Source organism: Evansella tamaricis (assembly GCF_019042215.1).
Classification (GTDB): domain Bacteria; phylum Bacillota; class Bacilli; order Bacillales; family Salisediminibacteriaceae; genus Evansella; species Evansella tamaricis.
In genome coordinates this window covers 116,444-132,888 of the sequence record NZ_JAHQCS010000178.1, presented here as the reverse complement: position 1 = coordinate 132,888, position 16,445 = coordinate 116,444, and the positions used below count along the sequence as shown (strand labels likewise).

18 protein-coding genes are annotated in these 16,445 nt (G+C 38.0%); all 18 read left to right on the top strand.

The window, feature by feature from the left end:
* The first annotated feature begins 7 nt into the window (after positions 1 to 7).
* The 18 genes from KS419_RS22585 to rseP all read left to right on the top strand — a co-directional run bounded on the left by KS419_RS22585 (position 8) and on the right by rseP (position 16,361).
* Positions 8 to 898: a MinD/ParA family protein gene (locus KS419_RS22585; protein ID WP_217069172.1), complete on the top strand. Its 891-nt coding sequence runs from the start codon at positions 8 to 10 to the stop codon at positions 896 to 898.
* Positions 895 to 1,944: a protein-glutamate methylesterase/protein-glutamine glutaminase gene (locus tag KS419_RS22580; RefSeq protein ID WP_217069170.1), complete on the top strand. Its 1,050-nt coding sequence runs from the start codon at positions 895 to 897 to the stop codon at positions 1,942 to 1,944. Before KS419_RS22585 ends, KS419_RS22580 begins: the two co-directional genes overlap by 4 nt.
* Positions 1,945 to 1,957: 13 nt before the next feature.
* The gene (locus tag KS419_RS22575; protein WP_217069168.1) at positions 1,958 to 3,967 is read left to right on the top strand and encodes a chemotaxis protein CheA; all 2,010 of its coding nucleotides are present in this window, start codon (positions 1,958 to 1,960) and stop codon (positions 3,965 to 3,967) included.
* A gap of 124 nt (positions 3,968 to 4,091) precedes the next feature.
* On the top strand, positions 4,092 to 4,571 hold the full coding sequence (locus KS419_RS22570; RefSeq protein WP_217069167.1) for a chemotaxis protein CheW: 480 nt from the start codon (positions 4,092 to 4,094) through the stop codon (positions 4,569 to 4,571).
* Positions 4,568 to 5,209, top strand: a complete 642-nt coding sequence (locus tag KS419_RS22565; RefSeq protein ID WP_217069165.1) for a chemotaxis protein CheC — start codon at positions 4,568 to 4,570, stop codon at positions 5,207 to 5,209. Before KS419_RS22570 ends, KS419_RS22565 begins: the two co-directional genes overlap by 4 nt.
* A complete protein-coding gene (locus KS419_RS22560) occupies positions 5,202 to 5,690 on the top strand; it encodes a chemotaxis protein CheD (protein ID WP_217069163.1) in 489 nt (162 codons plus the stop codon). The genes KS419_RS22565 and KS419_RS22560 overlap by 8 nt, the downstream gene beginning before the upstream one ends.
* A gap of 45 nt (positions 5,691 to 5,735) precedes the next feature.
* Entirely contained in the window at positions 5,736 to 6,500 is a 765-nt protein-coding gene (locus KS419_RS22555) for a FliA/WhiG family RNA polymerase sigma factor (protein ID WP_217069161.1), read from the top strand.
* Between the two features lie 40 nt (positions 6,501 to 6,540).
* Positions 6,541 to 7,914: a flagellar assembly protein A gene (locus tag KS419_RS22550; RefSeq protein ID WP_217069159.1), complete on the top strand. Its 1,374-nt coding sequence runs from the start codon at positions 6,541 to 6,543 to the stop codon at positions 7,912 to 7,914.
* A gap of 37 nt (positions 7,915 to 7,951) precedes the next feature.
* Positions 7,952 to 8,272 (top strand): hypothetical protein, encoded by a 321-nt coding sequence (locus KS419_RS22545; protein WP_217069157.1) that lies wholly within the window; start codon positions 7,952 to 7,954, stop codon positions 8,270 to 8,272.
* 11 nt (positions 8,273 to 8,283) lie between these two features.
* A complete protein-coding gene (locus KS419_RS22540) occupies positions 8,284 to 8,781 on the top strand; it encodes a DUF6115 domain-containing protein (protein WP_217069155.1) in 498 nt (165 codons plus the stop codon).
* Positions 8,782 to 8,936: 155 nt separating this feature from the next.
* Positions 8,937 to 9,635 carry a 30S ribosomal protein S2 gene (gene rpsB, locus KS419_RS22535; RefSeq protein WP_217069154.1) on the top strand — a complete coding sequence of 233 codons (699 nt, stop codon included), beginning with the start codon at positions 8,937 to 8,939 and terminating at the stop codon, positions 9,633 to 9,635.
* 220 nt (positions 9,636 to 9,855) lie between these two features.
* Positions 9,856 to 10,743: a translation elongation factor Ts gene (tsf, locus tag KS419_RS22530; RefSeq protein ID WP_217069152.1), complete on the top strand. Its 888-nt coding sequence runs from the start codon at positions 9,856 to 9,858 to the stop codon at positions 10,741 to 10,743.
* Between the two features lie 128 nt (positions 10,744 to 10,871).
* On the top strand, positions 10,872 to 11,594 hold the full coding sequence (pyrH, locus tag KS419_RS22525) for a UMP kinase (RefSeq protein ID WP_217069150.1): 723 nt from the start codon (positions 10,872 to 10,874) through the stop codon (positions 11,592 to 11,594).
* A 2-nt stretch (positions 11,595 to 11,596) separates the two neighbouring features.
* Positions 11,597 to 12,154, top strand: a complete 558-nt coding sequence (frr, locus tag KS419_RS22520) for a ribosome recycling factor (protein ID WP_217069149.1) — start codon at positions 11,597 to 11,599, stop codon at positions 12,152 to 12,154.
* 157 nt (positions 12,155 to 12,311) lie between these two features.
* A complete protein-coding gene (gene uppS / locus KS419_RS22515) occupies positions 12,312 to 13,088 on the top strand; it encodes an undecaprenyl pyrophosphate synthase (RefSeq protein WP_217069148.1) in 777 nt (258 codons plus the stop codon).
* Between the two features lie 15 nt (positions 13,089 to 13,103).
* Positions 13,104 to 13,895, top strand: coding sequence for a phosphatidate cytidylyltransferase (locus KS419_RS22510; RefSeq protein ID WP_217069147.1), 792 nt, complete (start codon positions 13,104 to 13,106; stop codon positions 13,893 to 13,895).
* Between the two features lie 44 nt (positions 13,896 to 13,939).
* Positions 13,940 to 15,088 (top strand): 1-deoxy-D-xylulose-5-phosphate reductoisomerase, encoded by a 1,149-nt coding sequence (gene dxr / locus KS419_RS22505; RefSeq protein ID WP_217069145.1) that lies wholly within the window; start codon positions 13,940 to 13,942, stop codon positions 15,086 to 15,088.
* 13 nt (positions 15,089 to 15,101) lie between these two features.
* On the top strand, positions 15,102 to 16,361 hold the full coding sequence (rseP, locus tag KS419_RS22500) for an RIP metalloprotease RseP (RefSeq protein WP_217069143.1): 1,260 nt from the start codon (positions 15,102 to 15,104) through the stop codon (positions 16,359 to 16,361).
* Positions 16,362 to 16,445: the final 84 nt, after the last annotated feature.

Sequence of the window (16,445 nt, the reverse complement as noted above, 5' to 3'; positions counted from 1 at the left end):
CCATACGATGAATGATCAAGCAGCGGATCTACGAGTAAAAATGAAAAGAGCATTGGACAACAGTGAAGAGAAAATAGAAACAAAAGTTGTAGCGGTCGCGAGTGGAAAAGGTGGTGTTGGGAAGTCCAGTTTTACAATTAACTTTGCATTGGGGCTTCAGAATCACGGAAAAAAAGTCCTCATTATTGATTTAGATATTGGAATGGCCAACGTTGATATTTTACTTGGAATAACTTCATCATATTCCATTGTAGATATGTTGCAGGATACACTGCCCATTGAAGAGATCATTGTCGAGGGACCTTTAGGATTATCCTTTGTTTCCGGGGGTTCCGGGTTAACAGAAATTTTCTCTATGGATCAACTAAAACTAGACTATTTTATTCAACAGATTTCTTCCTTAGCAAAATATGATTATATCTTCTTTGATATTGGTGCCGGGATATCCATCAACAGTCTTCAATTTTTATTGTCTGCCCATGAAATATTTATCATTACCACGCCAGAACCAACAGCTATAACGGACGCGTACGCGATGATTAAATTTATACATCTTGAAGATGAAAATATACCACTTTCCCTAATTGTAAATAGAGTTCGTCATTATCGGGAAGGGTTATCTACCGCAACAAATGTATCCAACGTATGTAAGGAATTTTTAGAAAAAGAGATTATCCATCTAATTTCCATTCCAGAAGACGAAATGGTATGGAAAGGTGTAAGATCCCAGTCTCCATCCATCATACTTGCTCCAAGTGCTTCATCATCTTTGGCCATTGATGAAGGGGTACTTCGTTATTTACAAGGGAGCGACAGGGAGGAGACTAGAAGTTCCATCACTGGTTTTATTACAAAGTTAAGGATGCGCCTTTTTCGAAAGGGGGCGATCAACCGATGATTCGTGTCTTAGTTGTTGATGATTCTGCCTTTATGAGAAAAATGATATCAGATATTTTACACGGAGATCCCCGTATTGAGGTGGTAGCAAAAGCAAGGGACGGAATGGATGCCATTGAAAAGATTCAGAAATATGATCCAGATGTCGTAACCCTAGATGTGGAAATGCCTGAAATGAATGGGATTGAAACCTTAACAAAGATTATGGAATGTCATCCCAGGCCTGTCATTATGGTATCAAGTGTAACCAAAAAAGGAGCAGATACGACGATTCAGGCTATGGAAATAGGGGCCTTCGACTTTATTTCAAAACCATCTGGTTCCATATCTTTGGATTTTCATAAGGTGAGGGAAGACTTAGTTAATAAAATTGTCCATGCTGCATCCAATGATAGTGTCCAATTGCCATATACAAAAAAGGTAACAGAACCTGTTTTTCCGCAAGTAGAACGTATTAGTAACTATCCGCTTCGGCCAAATAAGATTGTTGCCATTGGAACTTCCACTGGAGGACCAAAAGCTTTACAAAAAATTTTACCAAAAATAAATGGCGATTTCCCTGCACCTATTTTAATTGTCCAGCATATGCCGAAAGGGTTTACTAAATCATTAAGTGAACGTTTAAACAGCATTTCACAAATTACAGTGAAAGAAGCGGAAGATGGAGAGGTTTTGAAGAAAGGTATCGCATACATTGCACCTGGAGGCTCCCATTTAAAAATAAAAAAAATCGGTACTTCCATTGCTGTTCATTTGGATCAGACCCCTTTGATGAGTGGGCACCGGCCTTCTGTTGATACGATGTTTTATTCTATCGCTGAAGTTAAAAATCAAGATGTTATGGCTGTTGTTTTAACAGGGATGGGTTCCGATGGGATGAAAGGATTAATGGAATTGCGGAAAAACAATCGTACCATTGTCATTGCTGAATCAAAGGAAACGGCTGTTGTGTTTGGTATGCCACGTGCAGTAATTGAATCGAATCAGGTAGACAAAATTGTTCCATTGGATCAGGTGTCTATAATGATAGAAAAATTTTGTCAATAAGGGAGGTAAGTTGATGGATAAGAATCAGTATTTAGATATGTTTATTGATGAAAGTAATGAGCATTTACAGGCGATGAATGATTACCTGTTAAAGTTGGAAAGGAATCCTACTGAAGAATCCTTTATTAATGAAGTATTCCGTTCAGCCCATACTTTAAAGGGAATGGCTGCAACAATGGGGTATGAAGATATTGCCCATTTGACACATCAGTTGGAAAATGTACTAGACATGATAAGGAATAAAACAATCGTTGTTTCCAGTGAACTCTTGGACATTGTTCTCAGCTCAGTGGAAGTACTTGAACGTATGGTGCATGATATTGAGAATGGGGGCGATGGAAAGGGAGAAATTTCCTTCATTATGAAGGAGTTGGTGAAAATGGAATCGGGCACTGAAGTAGCTTCAACGGAAGAAGTTTCTACTCCTAAAAAGCCATTTGAGTTGCCAAACTACGATGATTTTGAATTAACAGTTTTATCTCAATCCATTGAACAGGGATATTATGCTTACAATATAAGGATTTCATTAAGGGAAGATTGCATTTTAAAGGCAGCCAGAGTTTTTATGGTGTTTGAAGTGTTGGAAAAACTTGGTGAAGTAATAAAGGCAGTCCCATCTGTTGAGCAACTGGAGGAAGAAAACTTTGACGAAGATTTTCAAGTAACACTGATTACGAGGGAAAAGGAAGAAACAGTAAAAGGCAAAATATTAACCATCTCTGAAATTACTTTCGTTGAAGTGGATTTAGTTGATGTCAATAATTTATTCCAATCTAATCATCCTGAGACTCCTCAAGAAGGGGGAGTAGAACTGGAACAAAGAGAAAATGAAAATGATCAATCAGAGGTAATTGAGAATAAGGTTGGTAAAGGTTCGGGAAAAACGATTCGTGTAAATATAGAAAGACTTGATACACTAATGAATTTATTTGAAGAACTTGTCATTGACCGTGGTAGATTAGAACAAATTTCCTTGGAAGTAAAGTCTCAGGAGTTAACGGAAACCGTTGAACACATGTCAAGGATATCCGGTGATTTGCAAAATATTATTCTGAATATGAGAATGGTTCCTATTGAACAAGTTTTTAATCGTTTCCCAAGAATGGTACGTACCCTCGCAAAAGAATTGAATAAAGAAGTGACACTGGAGATCATTGGAGCTGAGACGGAATTAGACCGTACAGTTATTGATGAGATTGGGGACCCCCTAGTCCATTTATTGCGAAATTCCATTGATCATGGTGTGGAAACGAGAGAGGTAAGACAAAGGAACAACAAACCGCCACAGAGCAAAATCACTTTAAAAGCCTATCATAGTGGAAACCATGTCTTTATTGAAGTGTCAGACGACGGTGCTGGAATAAATAAAGAAAAAGTTTTAAATAAAGCTATAGCAGATGGTGTGATCACAAAGAAAGAAAAAGAAAATCTAACAGATCAACAAATTTATGAGTTGCTGTTTGCTAGTGGCTTAAGTACAGCAGAACAACTATCAGACATATCTGGGCGCGGAGTAGGATTGGACGTGGTAAAAAATAAAATAGAAGCTTTAGGCGGGAATGTTACGGTTGACTCTGAAATAGGTAAAGGAACAACGTTCTCTATACAATTACCATTAACGTTATCTATCATGTCTGTTATGCTCGTGAAAGTTCAACAAGAATGTTTTGCAATTCCACTTACTTCTATCATTGAAACAGCGATTATTTCAAAAAGTGAAATATTAACTGTTCACAATCGGAAGGTAATTAATTTTAGAGGGAAAGTTGTACCATTAGTAGACTTAACAACGTTCTTTGAAGTTCCTCAAACAATGGAACAAGGTGAATTCTATCCCGTTATCATTGTAAAAAAAGGAGAAAAAATGGCGGGATTAATTGTGAATTCGTTTATTGGACAACAGGAAATCGTTTTAAAATCCCTTGGGAATTATTTGATAAATGTGTTTGCGATTTCAGGTGCTACGATATTAGGAAATGGACAAGTTGCCTTAATTATTGACTGTAATTCCTTAATAAAATAAGGATTTATACAAGAAAGAACTATGTACGACTCTTTCGACAAATGGGATAATTATTTTATATTATTGTCGAAATTAATAGTTTTTTAGGATGGAAGAGAGTACCTTATTTTCAGGAGGGGTTAAGATGAGTGATACGTTATTAAACGATTTAAAGGTTATCGTTTTTCAATTACAGAATGAGGAATATGGTGTTAGTGTGGAGCAGGTGAGATCCATTGAGAGAATCCAACATATTACACGTGTTCCTAAAACACCTATCTTTGTGAAGGGTGTAATAAATCTTCGAGGTGTTGTCACACCCATCATTGATCTTAGAAGTCGGTTTGATATGGAAGAAGTGGAGCAAACGGAAAGTACGAGAATTATTATTGTCTCCGTGAATGACATGAATGTTGGATTAATTGTTGACTCTGCAAATGATGTAATTGATATTCCGGCAGAAGACATTGAAGACCCGCCTGAAATTGTCGGTGGAATTGAGATAAACTACATTCGAGGAGTAGCTAAACTTGATAAGAGATTACTAATCTTATTAAATTTGGATGAAGTATTAACCCAACAGGAGATCGAAGAGATTCAAACCATTGAGGCCACAATGCAATGAGTTATATAGATAGGATTCAACCTGCACATCTAGATATATTAAAGGAAATTGGAAATATTGGTGCGGGGCATGCTGCAACATCCCTTTCCAAACTATTAAATAGAACAATCGACATGGAAGTTCCATCTGTTAAAATTGTTCACTTTAATGATATAAGTGATTTTGTTGGGGGTCAGGAGGAAACTGTAGCTGCAATCTTTCTTAGAATAATGGGAGACGCTCCAGGTAATATGTTCTTTTTAGTTCCCATACAAGAGGCTACAAAACTAATTCAGCAATTAACAGGGGATCTGTCAATTACTTATACCACACTGGAAACAAATGAGATGGGTGTGTCCGCCTTGTGTGAAATGGGTAATATTTTGGCGGGGTCTTATTTGACAGCCCTATCTGATTTTACGAAGTTAAATTTACAGCCAACTCCACCTGCTATGGCAATCGATATGGCGATGGCAGTATTAAGTCATGGTTTATTAGAATTATCCCAGGCAGGTGACTATGCCATTGTGATAGATACAAAGATTCAAGAAAAAGATGAATTAAATACAGCACAAACGAAAGGGCACTTTTTCTTACTGCCGGACCCCCCTTCATTCGAAGCTATTTTTCATTCATTAGGAGTAACAGTCAATGAGTGAAGTGATTAAGGTTGGTATGGCTGATTTAAACTACGCCAATTCTCCAGATACCATTCGGACTTCCGGTTTAGGTTCTTGTGTAGGGGTTATTATCTATGATGAAAAAGTTAGTACATGCGGTATGGCTCATATCATGCTTCCCCATTCAAGCCTTGCAAGGAATGGTGACATTCATCGCCCTAAATACGCAGATACTGCAGTGGAGGATTTGATAGAAAACTTAGTAAAGAGGGGTTCACCTGAATACCGGTTACGTGCGAAGATGGCTGGTGGTGCTCAAATGTTCCAATTTGCTTCGACAAATGAAGTGATGAGAATTGGCCCAAGGAATGTGGAATCTGTTAGAGAAATTCTTAAATCCTATCATATTCGAATAATTAGCGAAGATGTTGGTGGAAACAGCGGGAGAACAATAGAATTTAATCCGAAAACAACGGTACTAGAGATAAGAACGATTAATCAGGGAATAAGAAGAATTTAATTCCTATTTATTATTTAAAGGGAACGAGTAGGAGGGAGGGTTTTCATGCCAAATGTCAGTGTTACGACACAGCTAAAACAGGATTGGAACAGTTGGAATGAAACCCGTGATTCAATAGCTTGTGAACGACTTGTGGAAGCGTATTTACCATTAGTAGACTATCATGTGAAACGTATTGGTGCTAACTTACCACGCAATGTTCATTTAGAAGACCTTCGGAGTAATGGTATGATAGGCTTGTATGATGCATTAGAGAAGTTTGACATAAAGAGAGATTTGAAATTTGATACATATGCATCCTTCCGAATACGGGGATCCATCATCGATGGATTAAGACAACAGGATTGGCTTCCAAGATCAGTGAGGGAGAAGTCTAAGAAAATAGAAGGTGCAGTCGAAAAATTAGAGCAAGACTTCGGCAGGTATGTAACAGCATTAGAAATTGCTGAATATATTGGGACTACCGAGAAAGATGTTCTTCAAACCATGTCGGAAAGTTATTTAGCAAATCAACTGTCGATCGATGAACCAACCGTAGATAACCGGGAAGATACATTTAGTTCAACTATTGTCGATCATAAAATGCCTTCACCGGAACAACAAGTAAATAAAAAAGAAGAGTTAGAGGAATTAACCAAGGTCATAAAGACTTTAAAGGAAAAGGAGCAACTCATAGTAAGTCTGTTTTATTTTGAAGAAATGACATTAACAGAAATTGGAGAAATACTCAACTTGTCCACATCTCGTATCTCTCAGATACACTCGAGAATTTTATTTAAATTACAAAATCAATTAATGAAACATAAATAACTCCATATCAAAGCTCAATTTCAAAGAGAGGAGTTTTTTTTTGGAATCGATACAGAGAATATACCAAATCGAAATTTCTGATAATAAAATGGAAGCGACCTTGAAACAATTGAAGGACCCAGAGGAAACGATACAACTAGCAGACTTAGAAAAATATATACAAGGCATTGGAATTTCCTTCGGAGTTAAAAAGGAAATGCTTCAGCAAGCGTTAGGGGGTTTCGTGGAATCCCCCATCGTAATTGCTGAAGGTAAATATCCCCAAAATGGAGTAGATGCCTATATTCAACCAAACTTCCCAACCGATAGTGCGGATGAATTGACGCAAAATGACATCATAAACTTGAGGGAGGTTCTAACGATTCCCTCTGTTACACAGGGCTCAATCGTTGGCAGAAAAGTGAATTTGATAGAACATGAGGATGGAATGAACATTTATGGTGTCGTCGTTAAAGGGAAACCAGGAAGGGATATTACTCTTCGCCCAGGTAAAAATACGATAGTCAGTGAGAGTAAACAGGAATTAATTTCAGTTATTGATGGTCAAATGGTCGTAGAGAAGAAAGTAATCCATGTCTACCCCATATATGAAGTACATGGTGATCTTGATATGAGGACTGGAAATATTGATTTTGTAGGCAACATAAATATCCGTGGGAATGTACCTGCTGGATTTAAACTCAAGGCAAAAGGGGATATAAGAATCCACGGCAGTGTAGAAGGAGTAGAGATTCATGCTGGAGGTTCAGTATACATACATCAAGGGGTAGTTGCTCAAGGAAAAGGGAAAATTACTGCAAATGGGGATTTAATCACTTCCTTTATAAATCAGGGGAATATCTCTGTCCAAGGTAATGTCCACGTAAACCAGTCTATACTTCACAGTTATGTAGAAGCACAAGGGTCCGTATTTTGTAATAAAGGTCATGGTAATATTGTGGGTGGGAAAACATTTGCCTGTAAAGGCATTACCGTAAATGAAGTAGGTAACCCCATGAATACTCCCACCGCTCTCTTTGTGGGAGTAAGTCAATCAACTATTGAAGAAGAAAGTTCCATTAAACAGGAATTGAGTAATTCTCTATCGGATCTGGAAAAACAAAAGCTATTGTTAGAAAAAATTACTTCTAACAATAATGATAAGGAAATCCCTCCAAACATACGAATAATGAAACTGAGGGTAAGGAATACGATGGAAGATACGAAGAGAAAGATAGCAGAACTAAAGGAAAAATATGATGCCCTTCAAGACTTAATAGAATTCCCCAGTGAACCGGAGCTTCGAATTAATCAAGTTATTTATCCTAATTCCACAGTTCATTTCGGAAAATATAGACGTACTGTTATCCGAAAACAACGTTGCGTTCTATTTAAACTGGATAAAAAAGAAATAAAAATGGAAACCTTATCATAGTTTTGGTGCTTATGTTAGCATCTGTGGGGGATGAAGGATGAGTGGACTAAAATCAGTAGAATTACAAGTCGCCTTACCTCGGACACAAACAGCTGGAAAAATTCAGGATCAACTCCAACAGAGGGGACAAGTTTCGCAGAATCAAATGACCCAGACAGAGACGGAAAAGCTTGAGAGACAAAGGAAACAAGTGAATGAATCTGAAAAAATTGGAAAAAAGAGATTAAATAATGATGGAGAGGAACATGAGCACAAAGGGAAAGAGAATCCTCATCAGAAACGGAAATCTTCTAAAAAGGCAGAGGATCTGGAAGGGAAACACCCCTATAAAGGAAATCACGTGGATGTGAAATGGTAAGGAGTTAAAAGATGATCTATTTATTAGTTATCAGTTTTATATTTCATTTTATCAGTATATATCTCATTGTCCTATTATTTCAGCGGCAAAAGAAACAAGACCCTAAAGATCATGAACGAGAACTGAAGGAACTTGAGGACCTACTCCTTTCATTTACTACAGAAATGAAAGAGAATAATGAAAAACTAATTCAATCCCTTTCATCGATGGAAAAAAAACCTCAAGGAGATCTTGGTGGTATTAAGAGTAAGAATGAAAATGTACAAGAAAATTCATTACTGGAACGAGACATGGGAGAAAAAAGGAATGATAAGTCAAGCAGATTGGAAGATTCTAAATATGATGACTATGAACCTCCTGTACCTGAAATAGAAGATTCACAAGTGAATCCATCGACTACAGCACAGGTTTTATCCTTACACCGAAAAGGGTATAATGTACAGGAGATCGCCAAAGCATTAAATGTTGGGGCAGGGGAAGTGGAATTACTGATAAAATTCTACAAATAATCCTGTCCTGTACTTGTCATGGCAGTGACAATATGATATATTAATTCTCGGTGTTAATCACACACGTCTCCTGATTTAAGTAATGGTGCTACTTCTGTAGTTTTGCTTAAAGTGGATGGGGACGGAGGAATAAAAACCAAGAGGAGGTGTGTGAAATGGCAGTGATTTCCATGAAACAATTATTGGAAGCTGGGGTACACTTTGGACATCAAACACGTCGATGGAACCCTAAGATGGATCGCTACATCTTCACAGAAAGAAACGGTATTTACATTATCGACTTACAAAAAACAGTTAAAAAGGTAGACGAAGCGTTTAACTACATTCGTGACCTTGCTGGCCAAGGTGGTACAGTTCTGTTTGTAGGTACAAAAAAGCAGGCGCAAGAAGCGGTTAAAGAAGAAGCTGAGCGTTGTGGCATGTACTTTATTAACCAACGTTGGTTAGGTGGTACTTTAACAAACTTTGATACAATTCGTAAACGTATCGGTCGCCTTAAAGATCTTGAGCGTATGCAAGAAGACGGTACATTTGAAGTTCTTCCTAAGAAAGAAGTAGTTCTTCTTAAAAAGGAAATGGAACGTTTAGAAAAGTTCTTAGGTGGAATTAAAGATATGGAGAAGCTTCCAGATGCTTTATTCATCATCGATCCACGAAAAGAACGAATTGCTGTTGCAGAAGCTCGTAAGTTAAACATTCCTATTGTAGGTATTGTTGATACTAACTGTGATCCGGACGAAATCGACTACGTTATTCCTGGAAACGACGATGCAATCCGTGCTGTCCGTTTATTAACTGCAAAAATGGCAGATGGTATTATTGAAGCAAATCAAGGTGAAGAAACAACTGCTTAAGATGTTCCTAAAGGGTGATAGAGGGGTAGACCCTTTATCATCCTTTTTTAAAAAGATAAGAAAAGAAAGGATAAGTTTTCTTATCACTTACAAATTGGTTAATAATAGTCCTAAATGAATCTATCGATGTTATTATGTTAACGAAGCGATACATAAATGATGTTTGGTTTTTCGATAGAGACATGGAGAAAATGAAGATATTACTCAAGGAGGAATTATCATGGCAATTACAGCAAGTATGGTAAAGGAATTGCGTGAAAAAACAGGCGCAGGAATGATGGATTGTAAAAAGGCTTTAACAGAAACAGACGGTGATATGGAAAAAGCAGTGGATTACCTTCGTGAAAAAGGGATTGCAAAAGCAGCGAAAAAAGCTGACCGCGTCGCTGCAGAAGGTCTTGCTCATGTGAAAGTGGAAGGCAACCGTGCAGTCATCGTTGAAATTAATGCAGAAACTGACTTCGTTTCTAAAAATGAAAACTTCATTACTCTAGTTGATACTGTAGCAACACACCTTTTAAATAATACACCTGCAAATGTGGAGGAAGCTCTAACACAAGAATTTGATGGAGATGCAGATACATTAAATAATTATATAAACAATCAAATTGCAAAAATCGGTGAGAAAATTTCCCTTCGCCGTTTTGAAATCGTAGAAGCTGGTGACAATCAAGTGTTTGGTGAATACATCCACATGGGTGGCCGAATTGCAGTGTTATCGATTTTAGAAGGAACAACTGATTCTGCCATCGCAAAAGATATCGCAATGCATATTGCTGCCATTAATCCTAAGTATATTAGCCGCGACCAGGTTTCACAGGAAGAAGTTGACCGTGAGCGTGAAGTGTTAAAACAGCAAGCATTAAATGAAGGAAAACCTGAAAAGATTGTTGAAAAAATGGTGGAAGGACGTTTAAGTAAGTACTTTGAAGATATCTGTTTAAATGACCAGCCATTTGTAAAAGATGGAGATCAAAAAGTAGGGAAATATGTGGCTTCTAAAGGAGCATCTGTGAAACTATTCTTCCGTTATGAAGTGGGAGAAGGTATGGAAAAGCGTGTCGATAACTTTGCAGAAGAAGTTATGTCACAAGTTAACAAAGATTAATTAGAAATAATAAAGGGACACACCTGTGTCCCTTTTTCCAAAGAACTACGTCTGGACAATGCGTTTCGATCTCATTTAACTCGTAAGATAATACACCTAGAAACGGTAACGAGACATTGGAGGGTATTATGGAAAAACCAAAATACGAACGAATTGTGTTAAAATTAAGTGGAGAGGCCCTTGCTGGTGAACAGGGCTTTGGTATTGACCCCTCAGTAATTCAGTCTATTGCTAACCAGATTAAAGATATTATACAACTAGAAGTGGAAGTTGCCATTATCGTTGGCGGAGGAAATATCTGGAGAGGGATGGCAGGCAGTGCAAAAGGGATGGACCGTGCCACTGCAGATTATATGGGAATGCTCGCAACGGTAATGAATTCACTGGCATTACAGGATAGCTTAGAAAACATTGGTGTACAGACGAGAGTGCAAAGTTCCATTGAAATGCGACAAGTGGCAGAACCATACATACGAAGAAGAGCTATTCGCCATCTTGAGAAGAAAAGAGTTGTAATTTTTGCGGCAGGAACAGGGAATCCGTACTTTTCAACTGACACAACTGCTGCTTTACGGGCGGCTGAAATTGAGGCGGATGTCATTCTTATGGCAAAAAACAAGGTGGACGGTGTATATAGTGCAGATCCATCTATTGATAAAAATGCCATTAAATATGAAACATTAACATACCTAGATTTACTGAAAGAAGGACTAGCAGTAATGGATTCAACAGCCTCTTCCTTATGCATGGATAATAATATCCCGCTAATCGTTTTCTCAATTATGGAAGAGGGTAATATTAAACGGGCAGTCACTGGTGAAGAAATAGGAACAATAATAAGGGGGAAATAGTCATGTCACAAGAGACCTTTAAACAAACGGAAATGAAAATGGACAAATCAGTAGAATCATATCGTAAAGAGCTAGCGACCATTCGTGCTGGACGGGCAAACCCTTCCTTGTTAGACAAAGTGCAAGTGGAATATTACGGAATGCCTACACCTTTAAATCAACTAGCAACAATTTCTGTCCCAGAGGCAAGGATGTTAACGATTCAGCCGTTCGACAAATCATCTATTTCAGATATTGAACGGGCAATACAAAAAGCTGATTTAGGATTATCTCCTTCAAATGATGGAAATATTATTCGGATTTCAATTCCTGCTTTAACAGAAGAACGTCGTAAAGAACTTGTTAAACTGACTGGACGTTATACAGAGGATGCAAAAGTTGCTGTAAGAAATATTCGTCGGGATGCAAATGATGAACTTAAAAAGCAAGAAAAAGATGGGGAATTAACAGAGGATGACCTTCGCCGCAGTCAGGATGAGGTTCAAAAACTAACTGATAATGTCATTAAAAAAATTGATGAAATCGCTAAATCTAAAGAAGAAGAAATCATGGAAGTGTAACAAAAAAACATGTAAAATGGATTGTGTAAAAGACCCTCTCTGCTACGGGGGTTTTTTACACTTTATATATGAGTAGCTTTTGAGACATAATTAATACTGTTATATAATTTAGAGGAATAGTTATACATATTGATAGAAGCAATCTGGGGGAGACGCAATGTTTAAAAAATTTTCAAACCATAATAATAAGTTAAATGAGACTGAGACGTTAAATGACTTGAATGTCGTTTCAAATGAGAATATTCCTCATCATGTGGCGATTATTATGGACGGTAATGGCAGGTGGGCAAAAAATCGTGGTCTCCCTAGAATTGCAGGGCATCGAGAAGGAATGAATGTTATTCGAAAAATTGTTGAAAAGTCGAATGAAGTTGGGATAAAAGTTCTTACACTATATGCTTTTTCAACAGAGAATTGGAAGCGTCCAAAGAATGAAGTCGATTTTTTAATGAGATTACCTGAATTATTTTTAGGGAGAGAACTGCCTAAGCTAATGGAAGAGAATGTTGTTGTAAGATTGACTGGTTCTAAGGAAAACCTACCACAACATACGATCAGAGCAGTGGAAAAGGCAGTGGACGAAACTAAAAATAACGATGGTCTTATATTGAACTTTGCACTAAATTATGGTAGCCGGTCAGAGATTATCCAGGCGGTTAAAAAGATGTATCAAGTATTGGAAGAGCAGTCCTTATCCAAAGATGCCATTACCGAAGAGATGTTGTCGGACTACCTGATGACATCAGATATAAGAGACCCAGACTTATTGATTCGTACGAGTGGCGAAATTCGGTTGAGTAATTTTATGTTATGGCAATTGGCATATGCAGAGTTTTGGTTTACAGATGTCCTATGGCCAGACTTTACAGAGGAACATTTTATGGAAGCCGTTCAGGTGTATCAAAAACGGGCAAGAAGGTATGGTGGCGTCTAGAGAGGAGGAGCGGCAATGAAACAACGAATCATTACAGCAATCATCGCAGGAGCAGGTTTTATTACAGTTACTATCATTGGTGCATGGCCATTCACCCTCTTAATGATTGGTATAGCTACCCTTGCTTTGGCGGAATTATTACGTATGAAACAAGTAAAGATCCTCTCCACATTTGGTATTTTAAGTTTTATATTAATGTGGTTGTTAGTTATACCAGAAAGTATTGTTTCGTTTCAGTGGTTGCATATACCAAGGTTAGAACTATTTCTACTATTGATTGTCGTGTTATTGGCACTTACTGTCATTACAAAAAACTCTTTTACCTTTGATGAAGCGGGTTTTCTCGTTTTAGCATCTGTTTATATCGGTTTTGGTTTCCACTATTTCATCTATACTCGCTTTTTAGATAATGGTCTAGCTTTGCTCATTTTTATCTTAATTTTAGTATGGTCCACTGATTCAGGGGCTTATTTTGCTGGCAGAAGTTTTGGAAAACATAAACTGTGGCCTGAAATCAGCCCAAAGAAAACCATAGAAGGGGCTATTGGTGGGATTGTACTTGCTGTTATTATAGGAGTAATCTATTTGTTGATTGTCCCAATTTTCGACTCTTGGGTGATGACAATATTATTTATTTTTGTGGTATCTGTTTCGGGACAAATGGGAGACCTTGTGGAGTCTGCGTTAAAACGCCATTATTCTGTAAAAGATTCTGGACAAGTTCTCCCTGGTCATGGAGGTATTTTGGACCGATTCGATAGTTTAATTTTTGTATTACCGATTCTTTATCTATTCGGATTCATTTGACCATGCGTTGCTTAAATTAAGAACCAAAGGAAAAGGAGTCTCTCATGAGGAAAATATGTTTATTAGGTTCGACCGGTTCGATTGGAACCCAAACATTAGACGTGATACGATCTCATAAAGAAGAATTTCAATTAATTGGCTTATCCTTTGGGAGAAACGTTGCATTAGGCCTGAAACAAATCCAAGAGTTTCGCCCAAAGGTGGTATGTGTATACTCTAAAGAAGAAGCAAATCTCCTTTATCCGGACCTTCCTCCAGGAGTAAAAGTGGTTTATGGGGAGCAAGGGTTAGTGGAAGTGGCAGCAGTATGTGAAGCAGACATACTAGTAAATGCAGTAATGGGAAGTATTGGTCTAAAACCAACGTTAGGTGCCATTGAGAGTGGCAAAGATATAGCCATTGCAAATAAGGAAACACTTGTTACTGCGGGACATTTGGTAACAGAGATGGCCAAGAAATATGAGGTAGAACTCATTCCAGTAGACAGTGAACATTCTGCAATATATCAATGTCTCCATGGAGATGTGGAGAAAGACGTAGATCGTCTTATTTTAACAGCGTCAGGTGGGAGCTTTCGCGACAGGTCTCTTTCGGAACTAGAAGGGGTTACAGTGGAAGAAGCTTTGAATCATCCAAATTGGGAGATGGGGGCTAAGATTACCATCGATTCTGCCACGATGATGAATAAGGGACTTGAAGTGATTGAAGCCAGATGGCTATTTAATATTCCATATGAAAAAATTGATGTAATTCTTCATAAAGAAAGTATCATTCACTCTATGGTAGAATATATTGATGGTAGTGTACTAGCCCATTTAGGAACTCCTGATATGCGTGTGCCAATACAATATGCCTTGTCCAAACCAAAAAGGCTTGTATTACACGGAGGTCAAAAGTTAAACTTATGGGAAGTGGGCTCCCTTCATTTCGAAAAGCCGAATATGGAGAGGTACCGCTGTTTAAAAATGGCATTTGAGGCTGGCAAAATAGGCGGGTCTGCTCCCACGGTTTTAAATGCGGCCAACGAAATTGCAGTATCTGAGTTTCTAAATGGTAATATACCTTTTCTTGGTATAGACCAACTAGTGGAAAAAGCATTATCAGATCATTCTCCAACATCAGATCCATCATTGGATGAAATCGTGATGATTGATGAAGAAACAAGAAATAAAATCAAATCATATTTGAATTAAAGGGTGTGTTGCCATGAATACATTTATCTCAATTATAATCATTTTTGGTCTCCTCGTGTTTATTCACGAATTAGGACATCTATTATTTGCGAAACGGGCTGGTATTCTTTGCCGTGAATTTGCAATTGGGTTTGGTCCTAAGATATTTTCCTTCAAAAAATCGGAGACGGTGTACACAATACGTTTATTACCACTTGGGGGATTTGTAAGAATGGCAGGGGAAGATCCTGAAATGATCCAAATTAAACCTGGATATGAAATTGGACTCCTCTTCAACTCTTCCGGAAAAGTAAGGAAGCTTATCATTAATAATAAGTCTAAACATCCTGATTGTAAGGTTATTCAAGTAGAGAAAATTGACCTTGAGAGAGAACTTTTCGTTACCGGTTATGTTTCGGAGGACGAAGGTCTTGTCACCTACCCCATCGATGAGAAAGCAGAATATGTTCATGATGAACAGGCTACTCAAATCGCCCCTTATGATCGTCAGTTCGGGTCGAAGACATTACCACAGCGTGCGATGGCATTATTTGCAGGTCCAATGATGAATTTTATATTAGCAATTGTTATTTTAATGCTTTATGCATGGTTTGCTGGGATGCCAGTGAACGAAGCACTGGTTGGGGATGTGACAGAAGACGGTGTCGCCATCCAGGCAGGTCTTGAAAGTGGAGACAGAATTATATCTATAGCAGGCCAACAAGTAACAACTTGGGAAGAAATGACCACCATTATACAATCTAATCCAAATGAACCACTCCTTTTCGAAATAGAGCGCGGAGGAGAGAGGTTTGAGGTCTCTATGACTCCTCAAGAGCGGATTGGACCAGAGGAGCAGGTGGACGGTGTTGTGGGCATATTCCCAATGACAGAAAAATCATTTCTTGGTGCAGTGACGTTCGGTTTTACACAAACGTATGAGTTTACTGTTTTGATTTTTGAAGCCCTTGGGATGTTAATAACTGGTCAATTTACACTGGATCATCTAGCGGGTCCTGTTGGAATATATTCCTACACGGATGAAGTGGCCGCAATGGGCTTTCTAGTTCTGATGCAATGGACAGCCATCTTAAGTGTGAATTTAGGGATCATTAACTTACTTCCTTTACCAGCATTGGATGGGGGACGACTACTTTTCCTTGGAGTAGAGGCAGTAAGGGGAAAACCGATTGATCCTCAAAAGGAAGGTTTAGTTCATTTTATTGGATTTGCATTACTGATGCTCTTAATGCTTGTTGTAACCTGGAATGATATCAATAAATTTTTCCTCTAGGCAAAATAGATAGAAGTCATTAAGATATAATAGAAGGTTACATGTGAGGTTGTCTTGGAATGTCAGTATTTGACCTTTTAGGGC

Bases quoted from the DNA above. Each gene is read 5' to 3' on its own strand.
- KS419_RS22585 (WP_217069172.1), top strand. From the start codon at position 8: ATGAATGATCAAGCAGCGGATCTACGAGTAAAAATGAAAAGAGCATTG.
- KS419_RS22580 (WP_217069170.1), top strand. From the start codon at position 895: ATGATTCGTGTCTTAGTTGTTGATGATTCTGCCTTTATGAGAAAAATG.
- KS419_RS22575 (WP_217069168.1), top strand. From the start codon at position 1,958: ATGGATAAGAATCAGTATTTAGATATGTTTATTGATGAAAGTAATGAG.
- KS419_RS22570 (WP_217069167.1), top strand. From the start codon at position 4,092: ATGAGTGATACGTTATTAAACGATTTAAAGGTTATCGTTTTTCAATTA.
- KS419_RS22565 (WP_217069165.1), top strand. From the start codon at position 4,568: ATGAGTTATATAGATAGGATTCAACCTGCACATCTAGATATATTAAAG.
- KS419_RS22560 (WP_217069163.1), top strand. From the start codon at position 5,202: ATGAGTGAAGTGATTAAGGTTGGTATGGCTGATTTAAACTACGCCAAT.
- KS419_RS22555 (WP_217069161.1), top strand. From the start codon at position 5,736: ATGCCAAATGTCAGTGTTACGACACAGCTAAAACAGGATTGGAACAGT.
- KS419_RS22545 (WP_217069157.1), top strand. From the start codon at position 7,952: ATGAGTGGACTAAAATCAGTAGAATTACAAGTCGCCTTACCTCGGACA.
- KS419_RS22540 (WP_217069155.1), top strand. From the start codon at position 8,284: ATGATCTATTTATTAGTTATCAGTTTTATATTTCATTTTATCAGTATA.
- rpsB (WP_217069154.1), top strand. From the start codon at position 8,937: ATGGCAGTGATTTCCATGAAACAATTATTGGAAGCTGGGGTACACTTT.
- tsf (WP_217069152.1), top strand. From the start codon at position 9,856: ATGGCAATTACAGCAAGTATGGTAAAGGAATTGCGTGAAAAAACAGGC.
- pyrH (WP_217069150.1), top strand. From the start codon at position 10,872: ATGGAAAAACCAAAATACGAACGAATTGTGTTAAAATTAAGTGGAGAG.
- frr (WP_217069149.1), top strand. From the start codon at position 11,597: ATGTCACAAGAGACCTTTAAACAAACGGAAATGAAAATGGACAAATCA.
- uppS (WP_217069148.1), top strand. From the start codon at position 12,312: ATGTTTAAAAAATTTTCAAACCATAATAATAAGTTAAATGAGACTGAG.
- KS419_RS22510 (WP_217069147.1), top strand. From the start codon at position 13,104: ATGAAACAACGAATCATTACAGCAATCATCGCAGGAGCAGGTTTTATT.
- dxr (WP_217069145.1), top strand. From the start codon at position 13,940: ATGAGGAAAATATGTTTATTAGGTTCGACCGGTTCGATTGGAACCCAA.
- rseP (WP_217069143.1), top strand. From the start codon at position 15,102: ATGAATACATTTATCTCAATTATAATCATTTTTGGTCTCCTCGTGTTT.